The sequence below is a fragment of the Marinicella pacifica genome (assembly GCF_014636635.1).
Classification (GTDB): domain Bacteria; phylum Pseudomonadota; class Gammaproteobacteria; order Xanthomonadales; family Marinicellaceae; genus Marinicella; species Marinicella pacifica.
In genome coordinates this window covers 139,289-161,159 of record NZ_BMEO01000004.1, presented here as the reverse complement: position 1 = coordinate 161,159, position 21,871 = coordinate 139,289, and the positions used below count along the sequence as shown (strand labels likewise).

Below are 21,871 nucleotides of genomic sequence, written 5' to 3'. Positions count from 1 at the left end.
GGTTTCAGGCAATGGGCAGATAAATGGTGATAAGGGCACCGTGGTCGTGGTTGCCGGCGGTAATGGAGCCGCCGTGTTCTTCGACAATTTTTTTGACAATAGCCAGTCCCAGGCCGGAACCGCCGGGTTTGGTGGTTTTATAGGGTTCAAAAATATGTTCCATAATATCCGCATTAAAGCCATGGCCGTTGTCTTCTATGGTGAGCACCAGGGCATTGTTGGTGCGCCTGGTGCTGATGGTGATAAGCAGTTTATCATTATCGGCACTTTCCTGGGCATTTTTAATCAGGTTGGTCAGCAGTTGCTTAATGCGTCCACGGTCTAACAGCAGTTGCGGTTCGGGCTCAGAAAGCGCCAGCTTAAACTGTATGTCAGGTTGAGACAGGGTATATAAATCGACAATTTCCTGAATAATCCGGTTCAGACCGCCGAGTTCTTTTTTCAGTTCCGGCGGTTTGGCGTAATCGGAAAAGGCATTGACGAGGGTTTTTAAATGGGCCACCTGAGAGACAATGGTCTGGGTGGCGCGGTTTAAAATTTCATCCTCTTCCCGGGATAATTTACCCTTAAATTTAAGCTGCATGCGTTCGGCCGACAGTTGAATCGGGGTTAAGGGATTTTTCACTTCGTGGGCTAGGCGTCTGGCCACTTCCGACCAGGCGGCATCACGTTGTGCTTGGTTAATAATGGTTTGGTCATCAAACACAATCACATGACCACCGCCTTCAATGTCTTTTTCACTGATTTGACTGCCGCGCACCAGTAAAACGCGGCGAAGTGAGTCCTCGGCAATCAGAACTTCCTGTTGCCAGTAACCGGTCTGATCGGCGACTTTTTGTTTAATTAAGGTCACCAGCGGTGTTAAGGTGGCATTTTTCATGGCCAGATAATCAATGTTCTGGTTGTTGATGTTAAGGCTATCAAGGTGCAGAATTTTTAAGGCCGCCTCATTGCTTAAACGTACGCGCAAGTCCCGGTCGATACTAATCACACCGCTGGATAAATGTGACATCACTTTTTCCAGATAGGTGCGCTGATTTTCAGCCTCCGATTGCGCCCGGTGTGCCAGCGCACTGGAGGCGGCAATTTGGGCTGACATGCTGTTAAAAGATTGCACCAGCATGCCCAGTTCATCCTTGGAATCCACCGGAATGATTTTGCTGAAATTACCCTCGGCAATGGCCTCGGTGGCTTCTGACAACAACCGAATCGGTGCCGCCAGTTTACGGGCCGACGAAAAGGCCCGTAAAATGGCCAGTAGCACACTCAACAACAGCACAATGGTGAGGATAATGAGAAAGGTGCTTTTTAACTGCTGGCGCTGAAAGGTTTGCTTGTTGTACTGGTGGTACTGAGTTTCAATGTTGATGGTCAAATCTTCGTATTCTTCTGGAATCGGAAACAGGGCCTGTAATAAACGGTGATTGCCCATGCTGATGGTTTGTCGGGAGGCAATCGGTACTGCCACCCGGATTTGTAAACCTTCATCACCGGCAGATTCAACCCGCGCATAATTGCGGTTGTTGCTGGCTTCATTAAAAGCGGTGGTGGGCATCACTTGTTGCGGTAAATTCAAGGGATCTAACTGGCTGGATGCCAGTAGTCGACCGTTGGCGTTATAAATGCCCAAAGAAGTGGCTTTGGTGGTGTCCAGTAAACGATCCAAATAAATCGATTGGCTCAGCGGGTCAATATCGGCCAATTGTTCGGCGAGGTCTTTGCCGGTGTTTAAGTTGGCCAATGTCTGGGTATCCAGAAAAATCTGCCCGAGGGTGATGGCATCCCGGAAGGCGTCGTCGGTTTTAACGTCAAACCATGAATCAATGTAGCGATTCACCAGCAAATTAGCAAACAGGTAAACCACAATCACCGGCGGTAAAGACAGACCGGTAAACATCAGTACCATGCGGGTGGTGAGTTGGGAGCCGGCGGCATTTTGACGGCGCCTGAGGTAGAGCCAGACAATCCGCTGAATAATAATCAGCACCAGCACAAACACCGCCAGTAAAGCCGCCCCCACCAGCCACAGATACAAGCGGTTGAACTGGGCTGAACTTTGCATCGCCAGTGTCAGTAAATACATGGCCCACAATAAAACCCCCACCAGCACCAGAATGGGCAGGTTTTTATTGAATAATAATTTTTTAAGGTTTTTTTTCATGGCTTTTCGGCCACCGGTAAGCGCCGGCGCACCGGTTGTGACTGCAGTGACCACGCGGGGTCAAATAAAATCGGCAGTTGCATGGTGGAGGGTAAGGCGCGCTGGTCTAAATAAAAACGACCTTCAACCGCACTGGCGCCGGTTTGGTGTTTGAAATTAAACGTTGTTTTTTGGGTTAATTGTTCCAGTAAGCCGTTGAGCGTCATAAAAAAGGTTTTTTCGCCACTGTCGAGCTGTTTAAGCTGGTATTGATTGCTGAGTGAAAAGTAATGAACTTCAAAGTGTTTTAAGGTCCGTTGCAGGGTTTGATCCGGCCACCAGTTTTTTTCTGCAATGAGTCGCATTTCGCTGACAAAAGTGATTTCAATGCCGTTTTGAATGGCGTCCACAATCGCCTCACTGAGTGTTAGCTCATAATGGGGTGTGACCTGCCAATGATCGGCCTGAGGTTCAATCGTGATGTCTTTTAAAGCAACGGACTGAGCTTGAGCGAGGCCTATCAGTAAACTGCCCACAAGAATCATAGCTGTCCGTAGAGATGGTTTCATTTTCTTAACAAACAGTAGTAAAAACCGTCCATATCGGCCTGTCCGGGTAAAATTTGCACGCCATATTTACACTTTTGGCTGTCGGGAATAATTATGGTCTGCTCGCTGAAGTCGGGGTTGTTGGTTAAGAAACGTTTGATTTGGCGTTCGTTTTCGGCCCGAAAAACCGAGCAGGTGACGTACAATAACCGGCCGCCATCAGCCAGCAGCTTTGCGGCGGCCTGCAGTATGCGGGTCTGTAAGCGGGTGAGTAAAGTCATGTCTTCGGGTTGCCTGAGTAATTTGATATCCGGATGGCGCCTGACCACGCCCGATGCGCTGCAGGGTACATCCAGTAATATTTTGTCATATTTTGGTTCCCGATACCATGTATCAGGCTCCGTGGCATCACCCTGTATCAGACGCCGGGCTGTTAAATTAAGGCGTTGCAGGTTGTCATCGATCAGTTGTAATCGCTGTGGGTCTTGTTCAAGGATGTCCAGTTGAATGTTCGGATTGAGTTCCAGTAAATGGCAGCTCTTGCCACCCGGTGCGGCACAGGCGTCTAAAATACGCTCATCATTTTGTGGGTTAAGCAGATGCGCAGCCCATTGAGCAGCGGCATCCTGAACACTGATGTGGCCTTGTGCCAATAAATCGTGCGGCAGTTGTTTGTCATTGATTAAGCGGGCATTGCTAAGTTGCGCATGGGGCCGGCCGGGACAATCTGTCAGTCCGGGACGGCATCGAATCCACAGTGGTGGTGGTTGGTTATTGGCCCGGATTATATCGGTCCAATCATCAGGCCAGTCTTTTTTGACAAGCGCCAGCCACCAATCCGGGTGTTCGTATTGTTGTTGTGCATTGCCGGACCGAAAGTCCCTGTCCGCCAGACTTTGTTTTAGCACAGTATTGATGAGGCCTTTGGCCCAGGACTTTTTCAGCATGCCTGCGGTGTTGACCGCTTCGTGGACAATGGCATGATCAGGTGCCTGGGCATAGAATTTTTGCGCCAGAGACAAAGTCAGCAGTTGCCCCACCAGTTGGTCTTTGAGGGGTTTGTGCAAGAATTTTTGCCAGCGAGCGCTCAGACTAAAGTAATGCCGCAAACTCATGTAACAGATGTGCTGAATCCAGGCTTTGTCCTGGGCTTCGATGGTTTTGGGCAAAACCGCGGTCATGGCGCTTTTCAGGTGTTCGTGTTTAATCAGTACACGGTACAAAATATGGGTGCCGTAATAACGGTTTTTATTCATCGTGAGTACCAGTCGGTTTTGGCACGCATAAAAGGTCCGATGGCCATGCGTTGTTTGCCGGCACGCTGCACTTCACGAAGCGATAAGCGGTTTTCGCCGCATTGAATCACCAGACTTTCTGCATCGGCATGGACAATGTCGCCGGGTGTGATGCGGCTGTGGTTATGTTCAATAACCTGTGCGTGCCAGATTTTAAGGGTTTCACCCTGAATGGTGGTCTGAGTGCCTGGCCAGGGATTAAAGGCACGGATTTGGCGCTCGATTACCGCCGCCGGTTGCTGCCAGTCAATCGCTGATTCGGATTTGTGTAATTTATGGGCGTAGGTGGCCAGACTGTTATCCTGTTTTTTTGCCGTCGGCAATGTTTTTTCTTCGGCCATCTGAAGCGCTTTAACGATTGTCTCAGCACCCAATTCACTCAACCGGTCGTGTAAACGGCCTGTGGTGTCTTGCGGGGTGATGGCGGTTTCCTCACACAAGTAAACCGGGCCGGTATCAAGACCGGCCTCCATCTGCATAATACAGACTCCGGTTTTGTTATCGCCGGCTAAAATGGCGCGGTGAATCGGTGCCGCACCGCGCCAGCGGGGCAATAAAGAAGCGTGGATATTCCAGCACCCCAGGCGCGGCATATCCAAAACAGCTTGTGGAATAATAACCCCGTAGGCCACCACCACCATTAAATCGACCTGATAACCGGCAATCAGCGCCCGGGTGTCGTCATTTTTCATACCAACGTGTTGATGGACGGTGATGCCTAAATCTTCGGCGGCTTGTTTGACCGGGGTTTTTTGTCGTTGCTGGCCGCGTCCGCGGGCCTTATCCGGTTGGGTGAACACCGCGATTATCTCATGGCCGGCCGCATGCAGTTGTTGTAAAGGCGGTACCGAAAATTCCGGGGTACCGCAAAATAGTATACGCATATCAGTTCTGTGGGTTGTCGTCTAAAGGTAAAGAAATTTGTGAAGGTTTAATGTTGCCGTGTCCGTGAAAAATCCGTTTGTATTCAGCCCGCGACACCGACACATAACGTTCATTACCGCCAATTTGAATTTGGGCACCGCCGGTGATGGCCTGGCCTTTTTCATCGATACGAATCACCATGGTGGCTTTTTTGCCGGTGTGGCAAATAGTTTTTAATTCACACAGTTCGTCGGCCCAGGCCAGTAAGTATTGACTGCCTTCAAACAATTCACCCTTAAAATCGGTGCGTAAGCCGTAAGCCAGCACCGGGATTTGTAACTGATCAACCACATCGGTTAACTGATAGACCTGTGCTTTGCTGAGAAACTGCGCTTCATCCAGTAGGACACAATCTGCCGGCAGATGCTGTTTAACCAGTTTCAATAAATCCGTGTCCTGTTGAAATAAAACCGACGGTGATTGCAGACCGATTCGGGATTTAACCACACCCTGACCATATCGGTCATCGATGGAAGATGATAAAATCAGGGTTTGCATGCCACGTTCCTGATAATTGTGACTGGATTGCAGCAGGTGCGTGGTTTTACCGGCATTCATGGCAGAATAGTAAAAATAGAGTTTGGCCATTGGGAGGTGTAGAAAATCGGCTATTTTAGCAAATAAACCCAGGCGGTATGAACCTTAATGATGAAGCCCTGTCTGAAGCCGCACAAACAGCGAAACTAAAACGATGCATTCACAATACATTCAATTGCAGGTGACTGTCAATGATCGGAAATTGGCTGAACAATTGATCAGAGCCCTGTTACAAAAGCGGCTGATTGCCTGTGGCCAGTGTCTGCCAAAAATGGACAGTTATTATCAATGGCAAGGTAAGATTGCCATTGATGAGGAATACCTGCTGCTATTGAAAACCCGCCGACAACACTATCAGGCGGCCGAACAAATGATTATAAAGCACCACCCATATGAAACCCCGGAAATTATCGCGACAGATATTGCGGTCGGTCATAAAGCGTATTTAACCTGGATACAAGATGAGACTTGATAAGATTTTTTACCTGATGTTGTTCTCCTTCACCACCCATATGGCGGTGGCGTCTGATGATGTGTTACACCCGGATGAGGCGATGGTGCCATCGGTTAAAATCACCGATAACCGCATTGAGGTCACCATTGATGTGGCCGAAGATGTCTATCTGTATCGCCATGCGCTGGATTTTTACGGCGAGGACATCACTCTGGAAGGGGTTGAAAATGCCATTCCGGCCGGTGAAAAAAAACAGGACCCTTATTTTGGTGAAGTGGAGACCTATCGCAATGAACTACAGGTCTTAGTGCCTTTTTCCGAAGTTGGCCAGCAACCGCGCATCACCGTTAAATACCAGGGCTGTGTGGATTCGGGTATCTGTTATCCGCCGCAGAAAAAAACCTTTGATTTAAGTGATCAGCTGCAGGCTTCTAAAATTGACCGTATTCCATCAGGCACCGGTTTAGTGAATATCGGCCAAAGTAATCAGGGGTTTTTCCCCGGCGGGCCGTCTTTTGTATCCATGGATGACGCCTTTCGGTTTGAAGCGATTGCCGGAGATGCCAACACCTTGCTGGCGCGCTTTACCATGGCGCCGAATATGTATTTATATCTGGACCAGCTTCAATTCAGCAGTGAAACACCGGGCATTCGTATCGGAAAACCGGTTTACAGCGCCACGGTGGAAAAAGATGACCCCGAATTTGGTCGGGTACAGGTGTTTTATGATTTGGCTGAAATCGAATTGCCCCTGATTCACAGCCAAAAAGACATCAAAAGCATCACTTTGCGCGCCGATTATCAGGGTTGTGAAGACGGTAAAATATGCTATCCCCCTGCTGAGAAAATTATCACCGTTGATTTACCGGCCGGAGCCGTCATCAGTGATACAGGGACACAAACTGCGCAAGTGGATGTGCCGGCTGAAATCGCTTTATCTGAGCAGCAACGTTTAACCCGGGACATCGGGGCCGACGCCAGGTGGTGGACGGTTTTGAAATTTTTCGGTTTTGGGTTGTTGCTGGCCTTAACCCCTTGTGTGTTTCCGATGATTCCGATTTTGTCTTCATTGATTGTGGGTCAAAATATTCGTAGCGTATCCAAAGCGTTCCTGTTGTCGCTGGTGTATGTACTGGCCATGGCCCTGACTTATACCGTGGTGGGTGTGGTGGCCGGAGTTTTGGGTGCCAATTTACAGGCGATATTCCAGAAACCGTGGATTTTAATCAGTTTTTCACTGGTGTTTGTGCTGCTGGCCTTGTCCATGTTTGGGTTTTATGATTTGCAACTGCCAGCCAAATGGCAAAATAAACTGAGCTCAATGTCCAATAAGCAAAAAAGCGGTTCCTGGCTCGGTGTGGCGGTGATGGGCTTGTTATCGGCGTTGATTGTAGGTCCTTGTGTGGCGCCCCCTCTGGCGGCTGCGGTGATTTATATTTCTACCGAACAAAATGGTGCGGTGATGGGCGGTTTAGCTTTGTTCGCCATGTCCATGGGTATGGGTGTGCCGTTGTTGCTTATTGGTGCCACTGCGGGCAAATGGATGCCGCAGGCAGGTGGTTGGATGAATGTGGTGAAATCCTTTTTCGGAATAGCCTTGCTCGGTATGGCGATTTGGTTTATGGGCCGTATTTTACCGGATTCGGCGGTGTTATTACTGTGGGGTCTGTTGTTGGTGTCCAGTGGTATTATGTGGCACCAACATGCCAAAGACAATGGTGTTAGTGGCTGGGTGATGGGTTTGTTTGATGCGCTCAAGGTCATTCTTTTGGTGATTGGTGTGGCCCAGATTATCGGTGCCATGGCCGGTCAAAAAGATCCGCTCAAGCCGTTGCAAGGTTTGTTGGGCGGCGGTGGTACGGCGGTGAGCCAAACGCGGCAGCTTGAATTTGAAACGATTAAATCACTGGAGCAATTACAAGATCGACTGGCCACAACCAATCAACCGGTGTATTTTGATTTTTATGCCGATTGGTGTGTTGAATGTAAACGCATGGAACGCACCACCTTTCAGGATCAAGAGATTGTGAAACTGGGCCAGCAGCTGACCTTGCTTAAAGCCGATGTCACCGCCAATGATGCCGTTGATCAGGCCTTAATGAAGCATTTTGGGGTGTTCGGTCCGCCGGCAAGTTTGTTTTTTGATGCCGATGGTCAGCCCTTAAGTCAGTATAATTTCTTTGGATTTAAAGATGCGGCGGACTTAAAACAAACGTTTGAAAAAATACTTAAATAGGATGCTTTCTGGACATTCGCAACCGATTGGTGCAAAATCGCAGAACTTAGACGCTAATTCACCAGAAAAGCCATGCGCGAAATTGCTGTTATTCACGGGCCCAATCTAAATCTGTTAGGTCGTCGCGAACCGTCGGTTTATGGTCAGCAAAGTTTATCTGACATCAATCGCTCCATTGAACAGTTGGCCGATACCTTGTCGGTAAAAGTGCGCATTTTTCAGTCCAATGCAGAGCATGAGCTGGTGGAATATATTCACGATTGCATGGATTGTGTGGAAGGCATCGTGATTAATCCAGCTGCTTTCACACACACCAGTGTGGCCTTGCGGGACGCTTTATTGGCCACCGGAATACCCTTTATAGAGGTGCATTTATCGAATGTGGCCGCCCGGGAGCCTTTTCGTCAGCACTCTTATTTCGCCGATAAAGCGGTGGCCACCCTGGCCGGTTTAGGTGCCGAAGGTTACTTGGCCGCTGTACGCTTTTGGTCAACATACACATTGTAGGAGCCGTTATGGATATCAGAAAAATTAAAAAATTGATTGAACTGTTAGAACAATCATCCTTAACTGAAATCGAAATCACTGAAGACGACGACAGAATTCGTTTATCTCGTCAACAGAAGGAACAGCCGCAAGCACAGCATTTTGTGATGCCAGCAGCCCCGCAACAGCCGATTCAGCCAAGCCAGTCAGCACCCCAGCCGGCGGCGTCCGGTCCTGAACCGCAATCGGAAAGCGATGAACCCAGCGGTCAAATTGTGCGCAGTCCCATGGTCGGCACTTTTTATGCCAGTCCTTCACCGGATGCTGAGCCTTTTGTTAAAGTGGGGCAGTCGGTGAATGTGGGCGACACCTTGTGTATGGTGGAAGCCATGAAGATGTTTAACCAAATTGAATCTGAGTTTAAAGGCACCATTAAACGGATTTTGGTGGAAAATGCACAGCCGGTTGAATTTGACGAACCCTTATTTGAAATCGAATAAAGCCGGGAGACAGCATGTTCAGTAAAATTGTGATTGCAAATCGCGGTGAAATCGCATTACGTATTTTGCGCGCCTGCCAAACCATGGGCATCAAAACGGTGGCAGTTCATTCCACCGTGGACCGAAACCAGAAACACGTCGGAATGGCCGATGAATCGGTGTGTATTGGTCCTCCGCCGGCAGTGGAATCTTATCTTGATATTCCTAAAATCATTGCCGCAGCGGAAGTCACCGATGCTGAAGCGATTCATCCCGGTTATGGTTTCTTAGCTGAAAATGCCGAGTTCGCTGAATGTATCGCCGAGTCGGGTTTTAAATTTATTGGCCCGCGGGCTGAAACCATCCGGTTAATGGGTGACAAAGTGGCTGCCATTGAGGCCATGAAAAAAGCCGGTGTGCCTTGCGTTCCTGGTTCCGATGGTCCGCTTGGAGAAGACGTTAACACCAACCTTCAAATGGCCAAAAAAATCGGTTATCCGGTGATTATCAAAGCCGCTGCCGGTGGCGGTGGACGCGGGATGCGGGTGGTTTACACCGAAGCGGCCTTAAACAATGCCATTTTAACCACCAAGACTGAAGCCAAAGCCGCTTTTGGAGATGGCACCGTGTATATGGAAAAATTCCTCGAAAACCCCCGCCATGTGGAAATTCAGGTGTTGTCCGACAACCACGGTCATGCCATACACCTTGGTGAACGGGATTGTTCCATGCAGCGTCGCCATCAGAAAGTGGTTGAAGAAGCCCCGGCGCCGGGCATTACAGAAGAGCAACGGGCAAAAATTGGTGCTGTTTGTGTTGAGGCTTGTAAACGCATTCAATACGAAGGTGCCGGTACCTTTGAGTTTTTATATGATGACGGTGAATTCTACTTCATTGAAATGAACACCCGTATTCAGGTGGAACATCCGGTGACTGAGCTCATTACCGGGGTTGATTTAATCAAACAACAAATTTTGATTGCCAGTGGTGAGCCGTTGTCAATTAGGCAAGAAGACATTGAATTTAAAGGCCATGCCATTGAATGCAGGATTAATGCCGAAGACCCCAAAACCTTTATGCCCTCACCGGGTGTGATTGATATATTTCATGCCCCCGGCGGCCCCGGTGTGCGGGTCGATTCTCACATGTATGACGGCTATCGGGTGCCTCCGAATTACGATTCTATGATTGGTAAAATCATGACTTACGGCGAAGACCGCATCACCGCCATCAGACGTATGCGGCTGGCGCTGGCGGAAACAGTTGTGTCAGGGATCAACACCAACATCCCGTTGCAACAGCGCATTATGCAGGACCAGGGTTTTGTTAAAGGCGGTCAGAATATTCATTACCTTGAGAAACAACTGAATAAGGACAAATAGGCCCAAGTCGATGCCGTTTTACGAATTAACCATGCCGGTTACGGCAGAACAGGCGGCAACGGTTGAACCTTTATTGATTGACAGGGGCGCTGTTGGCATCACCCTGAGTAATGATAACCAGCCACCTATTTATGAGCCCTTACCGGGGGAGACCCCTGTATGGCCGCAGGTCAAACTGATTGCTTTGTTTGATGATGAAACAAAACTCAGACAAGCCCGCTGTTTTTTGCAGCAACAGTTGCCGCTGGTAGAAATTATTCAAACCCAACTAAAAGATGCGGTGTGGGAACGGATGTGGATGGACCACTTTAAACCCATGCGATTCGGCCGCAACAGCTGGGTTATTCCTGAAGGCTTTGCGGTGAAAGATCCGCAAGCGGTGAATGTGTATTTGGATCCTGGGTTGGCTTTTGGAACCGGTACACATGCCACCACTGCATTGTGCCTTGAGTGGATTGATCACCATCCGCCGGCCGGACAAGTGTGGGTGGATTTTGGCTGTGGTTCAGGGATTTTAGCCATCATGGCTTTACTGCACGGCGCTGAAAAAGTGATTTGTGTGGACATTGATGAGCAGGCCATTGAAGCCACCCGGCAAAATGCCCAAAAAAATAAGGTGTTTAAAGGTATTGAAATTGTGGCTCCTGAGCAATTAGATAGAATTACGCAGGTGGATGGGGTTTTTGCGAATATACTGGCGGCCCCTTTAAAACAATTGCGGCCGGCATTTGAAAAAATGCTTAAACCCGGCGGTCACATCGTCCTCAGTGGTATTCTCGCAGAGCAACAACAGACCCTGTGCGATGAATATGCGCAAAGTTTTATTGACATTGAATGTCAAAACTTGGATGATTGGGTGCGGATAAGCGCCCGGTTGCCGCAAAAATAAAGCCCTTAGGCTTTTGATCAACCGCAGCAGCTTTCGTTTTTTTCAAAAAAATCACAGGTAACACTTAATGCTTTATACACAATGTCGAGGATGTGGCGAAGTATTTATCATTGACGCAGAACATTTGACACTGGCACGCGGACAAGTGCGTTGCCATGTTTGTGGCACCGTGTTTGATGCGCTGCAAACCCTGACTTCTGAACAGCCACTGGATGGTGAAGATTTATTGTTGCATGATGACGGTCATGCCCCGCCTTTGCTGACCCGCAGTTTCCACAGTGATGCCGCGTTAGTGGATGATGAGTCTGAAACTGAACCTGACGCTGACATGGAAACAGCCGAATCCGGCGGTATTGTTCCCGACCGGCCTGATGAGCCGTCAGATGAAAGCCTTGATGGCGACAGTTTTTCATTTTTAGATGACGATGACCCACCCTTAAAAGCAGACCTTCCCTATCACAATGCCGTCAACCATAGATCATCCGGTCAAAAATGGTGGGTTATAATGAGCGTGGTGTTGCTGGTGGTGTTGATTTGGCAGGCGCAGCAGGCGCTGGCCAATGGCCGTTTACGGTTACCTGAAAGTCAATGGGCGGATAAAATTTGCGAATCACTGACTTGTGCCCGGCAAAACCGTCCTATAGACCTGAATGCCATGTCTTTGGTGTCGCGCAACATCCGCAGCCATCCGGGCCGGGATCATGCCCTGATTATTTCAGCCACCATGATCAACACCGAAGCCGATGATAAGCGCTTCCCGGCTTTGTCGATCCGTTTGTCAGATCTTGAGGGTCAGGTGGTTGCCATGCGTCGGTTTAAGGCTGAAGAGTATTTGTCCAAAAACATTTTAAAAGCGGGTTTTATTCACAACACATTGGTGCCGGTTACGCTGGAAATTCAGAACCCGGGTGAACAGGCGGTGGCTTTTGAAATCGGGTTTAGTCAGCCATGAACGATCACCACAGCCAGAAACACTGTACATACAAAGCAGTATGTGAATACCTTGAATCTTTAAGCGGACATGACACCGATGGTTTGTATGAACTGGTGCTGGCCGAAACTGAGCGTGGCATGATAAAAGCGGTACTTGAATGGCATAAAGGCAACCGTTCTAAAACCGCGGCCACGCTCGGCATCACCCGCACCACACTGCGAACAAAAATGAGAAATTTAAAAATCAAGTAGTGCAGGTTTAAATTTTTCATATCACCCCGCGAATCGAGGGCTTAAAAGCGTTATAATACCGCCCCATTGATTTTTCTGAGTCACATACTTCTATGCATCAAGACAATCGCCGCATTCCCATCAGACGTGCCCTTATCAGTGTTACCGACAAAAACCGTGTTGAGTATTTGGCCAAGGGCCTGGTGCGGGCCGGGGTCGAAATCCTGTCCACCGGCGGAACCGCCCGGGTCTTAAAAGAAGCGGGCATAACAGTGACGGACATCAGTGATTACACCGGATTTCCTGAAATGATGGATGGCCGCATCAAAACCCTGCACCCCAAAGTCCATGGCGGTTTGCTTGGGCGTCTTAATGAGGATGACAATGACAGTGAAGTGATGGAGGCACACGGTATCAAGACCATCGATTTATTGGTGGTGAATTTATATCCCTTTGAGGCCACCACTCAAAAGCCTGATGTGACCCTGGCAGAAGTGATTGAAAACATTGATATCGGCGGTCCGGCGATGATTCGGGCGGCTGCCAAAAACCACAAACGGGTAACAGTGGTGGTTGATCCTGATGATTATGAAATGGTTTTAGAGGAAAATAAAACCTACAAAGGGATTTCAGATGACACCCGATTTAACCTGGCCGGAAAAGCATTTGCCCTGACCGCGCGTTATGACGGCTTAATTGCCAATTACCTGACAGCCAAAAGCGGCACCCCGGAAGAACTGGATTTTCCCGAATATTTGTCGCAGCAGTTTATTCACCGCAGCGAACTGCGTTATGGTGAAAACCCCCACCAACAGGCGGCTTTTTATATTGACAAAAACCCACCGGCCGGCAGTATAGGTGCCACCTGGCAGGTTCAGGGTATTGCCCTGTCTTATAACAATATCAATGACGCCGATGCCGCTTTATCCTGTCTCAAAGAGATCGGACCGGAGCCGGCTTGTGTGATTGTTAAACACGCCAACCCCTGTGGCGTGGCGGTGGAGTCGGACATTGAACTGGCTTATTTAAAAGCTTATGCCACCGATCCGACGTCGGCTTTTGGCGGTGTACTGGCTTTTAATGATACGGTGACCGAGAAAACTGCGGAGCTTATTTTATCCAAGCAGTTTGCCGAAGTGTTGATTGCCCCGAAAATCACACCCGAAGCCTTGGCGGTTTTTGCGCAGAAAAAACGCATGCGGATTTTGTGCAGCGGTGATTTGCCTGAAAAACCCAAACCCTGGCAGAACTTTAAACGGGTAAGCGGTGGTCTGTTGGTACAAGATGCCGATATTGCCATGATCGACATGAAAGCGGTTAAGGTGGTGACCAAACGAACGCCCACAGAAGAAGAGTTGCGAGATCTGGCCTTTGCCTGGAAAGTGGCTAAGTGGGTAAAATCCAATGCCATCGTGTATGCCAAAGACGGGCAGACCATCGGTATCGGTGCCGGTCAGATGAGCCGTGTGGTGTCCGCACGTATTGCCAACATGAAAGCCGAAGATGCGGATTTAAAAGTGGCCGGTTCGGTGATGGCTTCGGATGCTTTTTTCCCGTTTCGTGACGGCATTGATGCCGCCGCTCAGGTGGGTATCACCGCCATTATTCAACCCGGTGGTTCCAAAAAAGATCCCGAAACCATCGCCGCGGCCAATGAGCACAACATGGCCATGGTGTTCACAGATATGCGACATTTTAATCACTAAAGGTTTTTGTAATGACGAAAAAAACAATTCTTGTCATCGGATCAGGCGGGCGCGAACACGCCATTGCCTGGCGCATGGCTCAATCGAGCACAGTTGAAAGTGTACTGGTGGCGCCCGGTAATGCCGGTACCGCTGAAGAAAAAAAGTTGCACAATGTGGTGATTGACACTGCGGACTTTAATGCGGTGATTAATTTTTGTCGTTTGCAGGCCGTGGATCTGGTGGTGGTCGGTCCTGAACAGCCCCTGGTGGCCGGTCTGGTGGATGCGCTCAGTGAAGCCGGTATTGCCTGCTTTGGCCCTAAAGCCGCAGCCGCCCGGTTGGAAGGTTCAAAGGCCTTCAGTAAACGCTTCATGCAGGAACACAATATACCCACCGCCGCTTATGCCACTTTTCATGATTTAGATAAAGCGCTGGCTTATCTGCAAAATTGTGACTACCCACAGGTGATTAAAGCTGATGGGCTGGCGGCCGGAAAAGGTGTTGTGGTTGTTGGTGACCGCACACAGGCCGAAGTGGTGGCCACGGACATGCTCAGCGGTAATACCTTCGGTGAAGCCGGACACTGCATTGTGGTAGAAGATTTTTTACAGGGCGAAGAAGCGTCCTATATGGTCATCAGTGACGGTAAAACCTTTATTCCACTGGTCACCTCTCAGGACCACAAGACCCGTGATGACGGTGATCAAGGGCCCAACACAGGCGGTATGGGCGCTTACACACCGGCACCGGTGGTAAGCCCTGAGATTGAGCAGAAAATCATCGAGCAAGTGATTAAGCCGACCTTAAAAGGCATCGCTGAAACCGAAGCTTTTGTCGGATTTTTATACGCCGGTGTCATGATTCAAGACGGTGAAATTAAAGTGCTGGAGTTCAATGTACGCCTCGGTGATCCCGAAACCCAGCCGATAATGATGCGCCTGAAAAGTGATTTGGATCAATTATGCCTGGCGGCTGTGAACGGTGAATTGTCACAATATCAAATCCAATGGGACAAGCGACCGGCTTTGGGTGTGGTGATGGCGGCCGGCGGTTATCCGCACAGGTATGCCAAAGGTGCAGTTATTAAGGGGTTGCCGATTAATCAACCGGATACCAAAGTATTCCATGCCGGCACCGATGTCAAAGATGGCCAGCTGGTGACTTCAGGTGGACGGGTTTTGTGTGTTTGTGCGTTGGGTGACGATTTGAATCAGGCACAACAAAATGCCTATGCCGCCGTCAAAGCGATTTCCTGGGATGGTGTTTATTACCGCTCAGACATCGGCCATCGGGCGCTGTTAGATTGATGCCACTGAATCCGGCAGCACCCAACGTTAAATTCTACCCCCGCTGCGAAGAACGGCTCAATATTGGCAGCCATGCCCTGGGTCTGTTACTGAGCAGTGTGGGTTTGGTGTTGTTACTGATGCGGGCATTGACTTTGGGAACCCTTTGGCATGTGGTGAGTTTTGCGGTGTTTGGTATCAGTTTGATGCTGCTTTACGCTGCTTCAACCATTTATCACATGACCCAAACACCCGCGCGCCGTATCCGCTGGCGGGTGGTGGACCATGCCGCCATTTATATTCTGATTGCCGGCACCTATACGCCGTTTATGCTCACCACCTTACGCGGCTCATTGGGTTGGACTTTGTTCGGTGTGACCTGGGGGATTGCCTTCGTCGGAATTATTCTCAAGTTGTTTTTTACCGGCCGCTTTACCGTGGTCTCAACGTTAATGTATGTGGCCATGGGATGGTTGATTATGTTCGCCATTAAACCCTTGGCAGCGGCATTACCTGAAGCCGGTATTTACTGGCTGATAGCCGGTGGTATTTCTTACACGGTGGGCGCTATATTATACGCCATCAAAGTCATTCCTTATAACCACGCCATTTTCCATTTCTTCGTCTTGTTCGGTAGTTTTAGTCATTTTATGGTGGTTTATGGGTACATCATTCACTGATTATAAAATGGGGTTACTTATGCAATATAGGCAACCCCAATAGACTTTAAAATTGGTAACTTAATGAGACCCACAAATTGCGAGCTTTTTGCGTGGTGTTGTAATCGCTGGTGCACTCATATTCAAGTTCACTGGCCGCCAGCAAACATGTTCTGCCTGACAAGTCATCATCCAATAAATTATTAATTCGTGCAGTTACACTGAGTGATGAGCTTAGCGCATAGGTGGCCGCTAAGTGGAATAATTGGTAGTCTTTGTAGTATAAAGTTTTGGCTTCGGGGCCTTGTGGTCCTGATATATTGGCGACCCCTCTAAAACGTTTACTTCGTACTTCGCTGACTAAGGCTAAGCTCAACAAATCACTCCAACGCCAGTTTAAGGTGGCATTAAACATATGTTCGGGCGTATTAACAAGTGGTAAACCTTGGTCGCTACCACTTAACACTTCACTGTCTGTATAGGTGTAGTTGGCTTTTAAAGACCAACGATCATTAAACTGGAATCGCGTGTCCAATTCTATGCCTTGGGTTCTTGATTCGTCAACATTGGCACTTTGACTGAAACTAGTTATGCCCAAATCCGACCAACCCGGCCCGACATCAACACAAGCAGTATCGGTGCCGACTGTCTCACAGTTTGGTAGATTATCTTGGCGTATTATTTTATCTTTGAAATCATTATAAAAGACCGTGGCATTACCACTGAAAATACCATCTCCTTTGTAGTAGGCAGCGATTTCATAATTTATGCTTGTTTCAGGTTGTAGGCTTGGGGTGCCGACAAATGGAATAGTTCCTTGCCCGCCAAATCCTACAATGCCAGGATATAATTGATTCGGTTCAGGAGTTTTATAGCCGGTACTGATGCCGCCTTTGAATGTCCAAGCACTTTCCGTGTTTGTATTTAGATAGAGTCTTGGACTGACTTGACTACCAAATATATTATGGTGATCATATCGTGCACCATAAGTTAAGGTATTGGCCGCTGAAAAATCCCAACTGTCTTCTGCAAATAAGGCCCACTGACGATGGTTTTGAATGGTGCCAGGATTAAATCCGGTACCATAAAAACCGAAAGACCCATCTTCCATATCGGCATCAAAATATTGTCCGCCGACAATGAAATAGTGATTATTCCAACTGGACTCATAGCGACTATTTAAGAGGGTATTGTCCAGCTTCAAATTACGTTGAGGTCTTGGTAGAAATTGATTATCTAGTTGGGCATAAATGTCATCTGTCAACTCGGGTGTGGATGTGCCTTGATCGATGACAGCTTGGTCCCAAATGGCTTGGACTTGTAATCGTTCCTCAACGGTTAAAGGCAGAGATCGCCCCAAGTTTTCGCTTCTGCTTTTTGTCAATTGGGTGGTCCATGTACCTGATTCGAAATTTGCGACATGGGCTAATACAGATTGTTCACGCTCGAACCTTAAATAAGGTGCGTAACCAACCCGAGGATTAACAACATCACCCCGAAGCCGCCAAAGACTAAGCGGACTGTCTAAGGTGCCTGATTGACCTTCTGTATTATTGTATTTTTGTTTTGAAATATCGTAGTCGAAGGATAATTCATGGACTTCATTTAATTGATAGTTAAGCGCAAACCCACTGTTCCAGTTGGTGGCAGCAACAATTTTTTTGTCGCCAAAACTACCGTCATCATACCAAGTGCTGCCATCGGGTAATGGCAATGCCTGGCTGTAACCCGGCTCAGAGTTTTCACGGTCATAAATGCCGGCTCTAAGTGAAAAGCTAAGATTTTCAATACCTGTGGGGCCGGTTAAAAACACATCAAATTTACCATCATCGCCATATTGATTGTCCTCTTGAACACCATAACTGGCTGTGATGCCACCCGTAATGGACTCTAAGTTTTTACGGGTGATAATATTGATGACGCCACCGATGGCGTCTGCACCGTATAACGTTGACATAGGGCCACGAACCACTTCAATGCGGTCAACGGCTTCCAATGGTGGCATATACATAAATTGGTTATTGCCAAAGTTGTTGGGGCCAATGTCACCGACATCACTTTGTCGTATACCGTTAATAAGTACTAAAGTATAGTCACTGGGCAGGCCACGCATGGTGATGCTGATATTACCGGTTTTATCTTGTCCGCTGCCGATATCAATGCCTTCAATGTCACGTAAGGCATCAGCTAAGCTGGTGAACGGCTTTTGTTGAAGCTCTTCGCGTGTAACAACCGTAACACTGGCCGGTGCGTCGATTAACTTCTGTTCATAGCCACTGGCCGTAACCACAATGGTATCCATGTGTTCAGCTTGATCATCGTCAGCGTAAATCACTGGGCTCGTTAATGTTGTTGCTACTAAGGTTAGTATAGGCAGGTATCGCATGAAAAATTCTTTGTTTATTGTTAAAGATGCGAATCTTAATGATAATGGTTATCAAATACAATAGTGAATTTCACTTATTTAAGTATGTTTCGATTAAATCAATCGATTTTATTATATGTGGAGAAAAAACAACCACCCCAAGTTTAGGATGGTTGTTAAATAATTTTCTCTAAAAGAATTTACTGAGGTAAAACTTCAAAGCTGCCAAAAAAACTATTTGATTTAGATTGTAATCCTGACATATCATTTTCTGGTAACTTAATGCGGTGTTCAATTTCAATTAAAAAAGGCCCACTTTGGCTTAATTCAACCATGATGTTGCCTTGTTTGTCAGTTGTGTAGGTTTGTGCCTGTTCTTGATTGCGATAGCGGGTTCCGGACCAAACTAAGGAAACTTCAATGTCTGAAGCTGGTTTTCCGTCCAGATAAAACTGAAAAGTGGCTGTTTCACCCGCATATAGGTCGTTCGGGTGGGTAACTGGTTTAAATTCGATGCCATTGCCATCGAGAGAAAAAACCTGGTCAGTGGGGGCGCCCACTGTGACATAGGTTTCTAATCGGCTGTTGTTAAATGAATAGCTTGGTGCAATCGCATCAGCAGGTATTTTACTTTTGAGTTCATCCAACGTTTGGCCTCTTTCACGTTTACGTTGCTTTTCACCGTCCTCTTCTATCTCGTAAAATGCCATATAGTTTTGCGACTTATGATTAATTTTATATGTGCCTTTTTGTTGCAGATGAACATCAAAAACGCTCCGTCTATGGCCTTCTAATTTGTTTTCGATATCGATAACTTGACCTTCCGGATCAAAGGCTTGAACCGCGGCTAAAGGCCAGGGTCGATCGGCAAAAAAAATATTATTGGATACACTGGCATCAAAGCTGACCCATTGTGTTTCAGATAAGGTAAATTGGCCGGGAAAGATCCAGCGTTTATGGGCGTCGGCTGGTAAGTGAAAGCCGAATAGAATAATAAGTGATAAGGTTTTTATTTGAAGTCGTGTCATTGAATAGCTCCGATGATGTTAAGGGTTTGAAATAGTTAAGGTGACTTTGCCCAGCTCATGCTCGCCCTGGGCTGAGACAGTGAGAGTGGTTTTGACCGGCCAGGTAAAAGGCAGTGATAAAACTTCACGTCCACCCACTTCGCGAGACGCCTCAATCATTAGTTTGTAATTTCCGGCTAGTAGCTGTTGTTCAATTTCTGCCGCTTGTAAAACCAGTTTATGCATACCGGGACGTCGGGTGGCGCCGGTAACGCCATCATAAGGGGGGCTTTGATTGCGACCGGTACGGCGCCACCATTGACGAATATCCTTTAACCATTTTTCTTGTTGGTCATACCACAAGCTGGTGGCAATAACAGTTTTACCTTGGTCATTTTCAATCCAAGTGGCAATATAAGGTGCGTGGTATTCAGAAACATTAATTTTAGGAATATCAATGTTAATGGAAAACTCTGATACTTGGCTTGTTGCTAACATGGACCAAGCGATTAAGGTAATGCTGATGAATTTTTTCATAATAAGATTTACAAGAAAAATAAAATGATTAGAACGGGCAGGAGAAGACCTCCGGCCGTGATATACCAGGTTGAAGGCCGATTTTTTGAATGTATTTGTAACAGCAGTAAACCAGTTAGGCAAAATACCAATACTGCCACTGAGAAGATATCTAAAAATAGGATCCATAGCCAGTGAGTATTGCGACCCTTGTGTAGGTCATTTAGCCAGGCTACCCAACCACGGTCAGTGCTGCTATAAGTGACTAAACCATCATCTAAATTAATCGACAGCCAGCGATCACCGCCAGGAATGGGTTGTTGAAAATAGATTTCATAGGTACTCCATTCTGGCGTTATCTTGGTCATTGCCAGTTCATGATTGAGCTGTTGGTCGAGCCATTGTTCTATAACATTTGGTAATGGCCCGGTTTGTTGTCGTGCAAGTGGGGCTAGTAAAGAGCCGGGTAGTTGTGCTTCTAAATACACTTCTTTTGGATCGCTTTCAAACCAATCGGGATGGTTTAAGGTGATACCTGTGATAGCAAATAGCATCATGCATATTAGGGAAATCGCAGAGGAAATCCAGTGCCAAGTGTGCATTTGTTTGCGGAATTGTTTTTTTATGGCGCGGTTCAAATGAGCGTCTGATTATAGGCGAACGCGAATCATAATCATTTGCAGATGATTATTCAAGTCCTATTTTAGGACTTTATAAGCTGATAATTTGACAGGGGCTGGTTAGGTTTTTTAAGCGCTGGTACATATCTTTTGTCGCTAAGCATTGGTTTTGCTTGTTGATTAATAAGATTTTATTAAGCTGCAAAGTGTTGGCTACTTGTTGCCAGTTTTCGTTGCCGGCGACAATTAAGGCTGTGGCTGCGGCATCAGCTGTGACACCATCTTCGGCGATAACGGTGGCTGAAATAATGCCTTGAACCGGCAAGCCGCTGCGGCCATCAATAATATGGGCATAGCGTTTGCCGTCAAAGGCTTTATAACGTTGATAGTTGCCAGAGGTAAATACGGATTCATCTTGGTTGATTTGAATTTCGGCTAACATCGACTGGTTTTTAGGTGATTGAATACCGATGCGCCAAGCGCGGTCACCTTTGCTGCCGATGCTACGTAAATCTCCACCGGCATTAACAATGGCATTATCAATACCATGGCCGCGAATAATGGCAATCGCCTGATCAACAGCTAAGCCTTTAGCTATGCCGCCAAAATCTAGCCAGATGTGGCGGTTGGTGCTGCTTAAGGTTAAATTATTTAATTGCAGATGGTCGACGGTAAGCTGTTGTTCAGCTAACTCTTTGATGCTTTCAGGGGATGGTGGTGGGGTGGTGATGGGGTAATCGTCGGTATGAAACCCCCATAAATTAATCAGCTCACCGATGGCCGGGTTAAAGTGATGATTTGATTGCTTAGCGAGGGACATGACTTGCTGGATAAAAGTCGCTTCATCAGGCGTTAATTGGATGGCATTGCCGGCGCGTAAGGCATTGTTGATGTCGTGTAGTCGCCCTGGTTTCCAAGCGTGCCACTGATGGTGCATGTTTTTAAATAAATCATCAATGTCATTAATGGCTTGTTCTGCTTGATTGGCATTGTGGTGCCAGATATTGATGTTAACTAAGGTGCCAAACACGAAAATTTGGCGCTGATAATTGTTATATTGTGGCTGAAAACAAGCACATAAAAACAGCACAATAAGTGGCAATGTTAGTTTCTTAATCATCGGCAAATTATACCGTATCTGGGTTCTGAGTAAGGCAGTTGTCAGGCATATTAACTCAATAATGGTTTTGAAATTT

The 21,871-nt window shown here is 47.5% G+C and carries 21 protein-coding genes; 11 read left to right on the top strand and 10 right to left on the bottom strand.

Annotated elements, in window-relative coordinates:
- Window positions 1-4 precede the first annotated feature (4 nt).
- From IEV16_RS06485 to IEV16_RS06465, 5 genes are read right to left on the bottom strand one after another with little or no spacing between them, the layout of a single operon-like run.
- The gene (locus IEV16_RS06485) at window positions 5-2,161 is read right to left on the bottom strand and encodes an ATP-binding protein (RefSeq protein ID WP_188364865.1); all 2,157 of its coding nucleotides are present in this window, start codon (window positions 2,159-2,161) and stop codon (window positions 5-7) included.
- Window positions 2,158-2,709, bottom strand: a complete 552-nt coding sequence (locus IEV16_RS06480) for a DUF4390 domain-containing protein (protein WP_188364864.1) — start codon at window positions 2,707-2,709, stop codon at window positions 2,158-2,160. Before IEV16_RS06480 ends, IEV16_RS06485 begins: the two co-directional genes overlap by 4 nt.
- Entirely contained in the window at window positions 2,706-3,944 is a 1,239-nt protein-coding gene (rsmB, locus tag IEV16_RS06475; protein WP_188364863.1) for a 16S rRNA (cytosine(967)-C(5))-methyltransferase RsmB, read from the bottom strand. The genes IEV16_RS06480 and rsmB overlap by 4 nt, the downstream gene beginning before the upstream one ends.
- Entirely contained in the window at window positions 3,941-4,867 is a 927-nt protein-coding gene (gene fmt / locus IEV16_RS06470) for a methionyl-tRNA formyltransferase (protein ID WP_188364862.1), read from the bottom strand. The genes rsmB and fmt overlap by 4 nt, the downstream gene beginning before the upstream one ends.
- 1 nt (window position 4,868) lies before the next feature.
- Window positions 4,869-5,495, bottom strand: a complete 627-nt coding sequence (locus tag IEV16_RS06465) for a thymidine kinase (protein WP_188364861.1) — start codon at window positions 5,493-5,495, stop codon at window positions 4,869-4,871.
- Window positions 5,496-5,598: 103 nt separating this feature from the next.
- Between IEV16_RS06465 and cutA the strand changes: the two genes are divergently transcribed.
- The 11 genes from cutA to trhA all read left to right on the top strand — a co-directional run bounded on the left by cutA (window position 5,599) and on the right by trhA (window position 16,188).
- Entirely contained in the window at window positions 5,599-5,916 is a 318-nt protein-coding gene (cutA, locus tag IEV16_RS06460; protein WP_188364860.1) for a divalent-cation tolerance protein CutA, read from the top strand.
- A complete protein-coding gene (locus tag IEV16_RS06455) occupies window positions 5,906-8,134 on the top strand; it encodes a protein-disulfide reductase DsbD (protein WP_188364859.1) in 2,229 nt (742 codons plus the stop codon). Before cutA ends, IEV16_RS06455 begins: the two co-directional genes overlap by 11 nt.
- Window positions 8,135-8,206: 72 nt before the next feature.
- Window positions 8,207-8,641, top strand: coding sequence for a type II 3-dehydroquinate dehydratase (gene aroQ / locus IEV16_RS06450; protein ID WP_188364858.1), 435 nt, complete (start codon window positions 8,207-8,209; stop codon window positions 8,639-8,641).
- A gap of 8 nt (window positions 8,642-8,649) precedes the next feature.
- Entirely contained in the window at window positions 8,650-9,120 is a 471-nt protein-coding gene (accB, locus tag IEV16_RS06445; RefSeq protein ID WP_188364857.1) for an acetyl-CoA carboxylase biotin carboxyl carrier protein, read from the top strand.
- A gap of 14 nt (window positions 9,121-9,134) precedes the next feature.
- A complete protein-coding gene (gene accC, locus IEV16_RS06440) occupies window positions 9,135-10,481 on the top strand; it encodes an acetyl-CoA carboxylase biotin carboxylase subunit (protein ID WP_188364856.1) in 1,347 nt (448 codons plus the stop codon).
- A gap of 10 nt (window positions 10,482-10,491) precedes the next feature.
- Window positions 10,492-11,370, top strand: coding sequence for a 50S ribosomal protein L11 methyltransferase (gene prmA, locus IEV16_RS06435; RefSeq protein WP_188364855.1), 879 nt, complete (start codon window positions 10,492-10,494; stop codon window positions 11,368-11,370).
- A 67-nt stretch (window positions 11,371-11,437) separates the two neighbouring features.
- On the top strand, window positions 11,438-12,322 hold the full coding sequence (locus IEV16_RS06430) for a zinc-ribbon and DUF3426 domain-containing protein (protein ID WP_188364961.1): 885 nt from the start codon (window positions 11,438-11,440) through the stop codon (window positions 12,320-12,322).
- Complete coding sequence (locus IEV16_RS06425; RefSeq protein WP_188364854.1) at window positions 12,319-12,555, top strand: helix-turn-helix domain-containing protein; 237 nt, start codon at window positions 12,319-12,321, stop codon at window positions 12,553-12,555. The genes IEV16_RS06430 and IEV16_RS06425 overlap by 4 nt, the downstream gene beginning before the upstream one ends.
- Before the next feature lie 92 nt (window positions 12,556-12,647).
- Complete coding sequence (gene purH / locus IEV16_RS06420) at window positions 12,648-14,240, top strand: bifunctional phosphoribosylaminoimidazolecarboxamide formyltransferase/IMP cyclohydrolase (protein WP_188364853.1); 1,593 nt, start codon at window positions 12,648-12,650, stop codon at window positions 14,238-14,240.
- 11 nt (window positions 14,241-14,251) lie between these two features.
- Window positions 14,252-15,529 (top strand): phosphoribosylamine--glycine ligase, encoded by a 1,278-nt coding sequence (purD, locus tag IEV16_RS06415; RefSeq protein ID WP_188364852.1) that lies wholly within the window; start codon window positions 14,252-14,254, stop codon window positions 15,527-15,529.
- On the top strand, window positions 15,529-16,188 hold the full coding sequence (trhA, locus tag IEV16_RS06410; RefSeq protein ID WP_188364851.1) for a PAQR family membrane homeostasis protein TrhA: 660 nt from the start codon (window positions 15,529-15,531) through the stop codon (window positions 16,186-16,188). The genes purD and trhA overlap by 1 nt, the downstream gene beginning before the upstream one ends.
- 46 nt (window positions 16,189-16,234) lie before the next feature.
- Here the strand turns inward: trhA and IEV16_RS06405 are convergent, their stop codons facing one another.
- From IEV16_RS06405 to IEV16_RS06385, 5 genes are all read right to left on the bottom strand, one after another.
- Complete coding sequence (locus IEV16_RS06405) at window positions 16,235-18,469, bottom strand: TonB-dependent receptor domain-containing protein (protein WP_229728274.1); 2,235 nt, start codon at window positions 18,467-18,469, stop codon at window positions 16,235-16,237.
- A 263-nt stretch (window positions 18,470-18,732) separates the two neighbouring features.
- A complete protein-coding gene (locus IEV16_RS06400) occupies window positions 18,733-19,560 on the bottom strand; it encodes a DUF4198 domain-containing protein (protein ID WP_188364849.1) in 828 nt (275 codons plus the stop codon).
- A gap of 18 nt (window positions 19,561-19,578) precedes the next feature.
- Window positions 19,579-20,076, bottom strand: coding sequence for a DUF2271 domain-containing protein (locus tag IEV16_RS06395; RefSeq protein ID WP_229728273.1), 498 nt, complete (start codon window positions 20,074-20,076; stop codon window positions 19,579-19,581).
- An 8-nt stretch (window positions 20,077-20,084) separates the two neighbouring features.
- Complete coding sequence (locus IEV16_RS06390; protein WP_229728272.1) at window positions 20,085-20,693, bottom strand: PepSY-associated TM helix domain-containing protein; 609 nt, start codon at window positions 20,691-20,693, stop codon at window positions 20,085-20,087.
- 73 nt (window positions 20,694-20,766) lie between these two features.
- Window positions 20,767-21,795 (bottom strand): FAD:protein FMN transferase, encoded by a 1,029-nt coding sequence (locus IEV16_RS06385; RefSeq protein ID WP_188364848.1) that lies wholly within the window; start codon window positions 21,793-21,795, stop codon window positions 20,767-20,769.
- Between the last annotated feature and the right edge of the window lie 76 nt (window positions 21,796-21,871).